Source organism: Campylobacter coli LMG 9860, assembly GCF_000254135.1.
GTDB lineage: Bacteria > Campylobacterota > Campylobacteria > Campylobacterales > Campylobacteraceae > Campylobacter_D > Campylobacter_D coli.
In genome coordinates this window covers 1-2,759 of record NZ_AINS01000137.1, presented here as the reverse complement: position 1 = coordinate 2,759, position 2,759 = coordinate 1, and the positions used below count along the sequence as shown (strand labels likewise).

Annotated in this window: 3 protein-coding genes; 2 read left to right on the top strand and 1 reads right to left on the bottom strand. The window is 35.2% G+C overall.

The features are described 5' to 3' along the window. Nucleotides 1-163 precede the first annotated feature (163 nt). Both mraY and CCO88_RS09755 read left to right on the top strand, forming a co-directional pair. Nucleotides 164-1,153: a phospho-N-acetylmuramoyl-pentapeptide-transferase gene (mraY, locus tag CCO88_RS09760; RefSeq protein WP_072224511.1), complete on the top strand. Its 990-nt coding sequence runs from the start codon at nt 164-166 to the stop codon at nt 1,151-1,153. A 109-nt stretch (nt 1,154-1,262) separates the two neighbouring features. Continuing rightward, nucleotides 1,263-2,630: a DASS family sodium-coupled anion symporter gene (locus CCO88_RS09755; protein WP_002782327.1), complete on the top strand. Its 1,368-nt coding sequence runs from the start codon at nt 1,263-1,265 to the stop codon at nt 2,628-2,630. Between the two features lie 27 nt (nt 2,631-2,657). On the opposite strand, the gene CCO88_RS10255 is transcribed toward CCO88_RS09755, so the two are convergent. Then, on the bottom strand, nt 2,658-2,759 hold a 102-nt coding region (locus CCO88_RS10255; protein WP_002782328.1), incomplete at its 5' end, for a GTP-binding protein LepA.

Genomic DNA, 2,759 nt, shown 5'->3' with positions numbered 1-2,759 from the left:
GAATTTTTTCGTGCGGTTTTTTGGAGTGAAAATATACAAAGCAAAAGTATAATGCTATATAAAACACTAGTGGATTTTATGGTGTTTTCTATAATCTTGTCTTGATTTATAGTCTTTAAATGTCTACATATTTTTCTCCTAAAACTTCCTTGGTTATATTTGAATTTACATCGTTTTAATTTTAAGTTTATTTTTAATGCCTAAATTTATCAACTGGGCTAAAAAAAATGCTTCCCAGCCTATTTACGAACACGCTCCGCAAAATCATCAAATTAAATCTCACACTCCAACTATGGGAGGGGTTATTTTTGTATTTTGTGCGATTTTTGCTAGTTTGCTTTGCATTAAATTTGATAATTTATTTGCACTTATGGGACTTTTATGCTTGATTAGCTTTTGCTTTATCGGCGTAATTGATGATTTAGGTAAAATTCTTAAAAAAAATAATCATTCAGGTTTAAGCCCTAAGGCTAAAATGTTTGGCTTAATTTTCGCTTCATTTTTGTGCCTAGCTCCTTTATATTTTAGCGGAATTTTGAGTGCTGATTTTTACATACCTTTTTACAAATATCCCCTTTTTAATATGTATATTTTTGCTCTTTTCTTTTGGATTTTAGTGCTAATCTCAAGCTCAAATGCTGTCAATTTAACAGACGGCTTAGACGGACTTGCGACCGTGCCTTCTATTTTTTCCTTAGCGACTTTGGGCGTGTTTTTGTATTTAAGCGGGAATTTAATTTATAGTGAATATCTCTTTCTACCGAAAATCAATGGCTTAGGTGAGTTAGTCGTCATTTGTGCCGCTTTAATCTGTGCTTTAATGGGCTTTTTATGGTTTAACTGCTATCCTGCTCAAATTTTTATGGGAGATAGTGGCAGTCTCGCACTTGGTGGCTTTATAGGCTTTTTAACCGTAGTAAGTAAAAATGAAATTCTACTTTTGCTCGTAGGTTTTGTTTTTGTTTTAGAAACCATTTCTGTCATTTTGCAGGTGGGAAGCTTTAAAATTTGGGGGAAAAGGGTATTTAAAATGGCACCCATTCATCATCATTTTGAAAAAGTCGGCTGGGTAGAAAATAAAATCATCGTTCGTTTTTGGATGATAGCTCTACTTTCTAATCTCCTCGCTTTAGCCTCCCTTAAGTTGAGATAAGTGAGTAAATTCGTAAAGTTTCATTGTAAATTTCGTTAGATTTAAAACAAAATTTCATCATTTTAATGTTATACTTCTCACTTAAACGACTTATTAAGGAGAACTTGTAATGTCAAATTCTACAAAAACCTTTATCATTGTAGCTGATATTATTTTATTCATCGCACTGCTTGCTTTGTTACCTTTTGAAACAAAAGTTAATCAAGGCTTGGCTATTTTAGCGTTTATCGCAGTCTTGTGGCTTAGTGAGGCCTTGCATGTTACCATCACTGCGATTTTAATTCCCATTTTAGCTGTTATTATGGGCTTGATGCCGACTAAATCCGCTCTACACGGCTTTGCCGACCCAAATATCTTTCTCTTTTTTGGCGGCTTTGCCTTAGCTGCCGCTATGCACTTTCAAGAGCTTGATAAAATCATCGCTCAAAGGATACTCATGCTAGCTAGAGGTAATTTTGCTCTCGCGGCACTTTACATCTTTTTTACAACTGCATTTTTATCAATGTGGATGTCAAATACTGCCACAGCTGCAATGATGCTCCCCCTTGCTATAGGTATGCTTTCACAACTTGACTACGAAGAAAATAAAAATACTTATGTTTTTGTGCTTTTAGGTATAGCCTTTAGTGCTAGTATAGGCGGTATAGGGACCCTAGTAGGAACACCTCCAAATGCCATAGTCGCGACAAATTTAAATATCACTTTTGCACAATGGCTTCAATATGGAATTCCTATCGTTATCATTTTTATGCCATTAATGATACTTGTTCTTTATGTAACCTTTAAGCCGAATTTAAAATTTCAAATCAACACTGACCTAGAGCAAAAAATTCCTATGGATACTCAAAAATATATCACCCTAATCATCTTTGCCATTGTGGCTATGTGTTGGATTTTTAGTTCTTATATTAATCCTTTTGTTTCAAATTTGTTAGGATTTGAGAAAAAAATCGCCAATTTTGACAGCGTTATCGCTATATTGGCTGCTGTTTTAGTCTGTGCTTTTAGAGTAGTAAGCTGGAAAAAAGTGCAAGAAAATACCGACTGGGGAGTTTTAATGCTCTTTGGTGGTGGAATTACACTAAGCCTTGTTTTAAAAGATAGTGGAGCAAGCAAAATTATGGCTGATGGCATCATCAGTTTAATCGCTGGAGGACATTTATTTTTAATTGGGCTTTTAGTTTCTTTATTTATTGTATTTTTAACAGAATTTACCTCAAATACCGCTTCTGCCGCTCTTTTAGTGCCACTTTTCATCTCTATGGCAGAGTCCTTAGGAGCGCCACCTCTTGGTTTAGCACTCATCATAGGCATAGGAGCAAGCTGTGCTTTTATGTTGCCTGTCGCAACTCCGCCAAACGCTATAGTCTTTGGCACGGGCTACATTAAGCAGTCTCAAATGGTGCGTGTAGGAATTTACCTTAATGTTCTTTGTTCTATCATCATTGCTTTAATGGCATATTTCTTTTGGCTTTAAGCATCTTGTCTTTACAAGATGCTTACCTTAATCGATTTTAAGCACACTTAAAAAGGCTTCTTGCGGTAAATGCACCTTACCTATGGCTTTCATACGCTTTTTGCCTTCTTTTTGCTTTTCTAAAAGCTT

Bases quoted from the DNA above. Each gene is read 5' to 3' on its own strand.
- CCO88_RS09755 (WP_002782327.1), top strand. From the start codon at position 1,263: ATGTCAAATTCTACAAAAACCTTTATCATTGTAGCTGATATTATTTTA.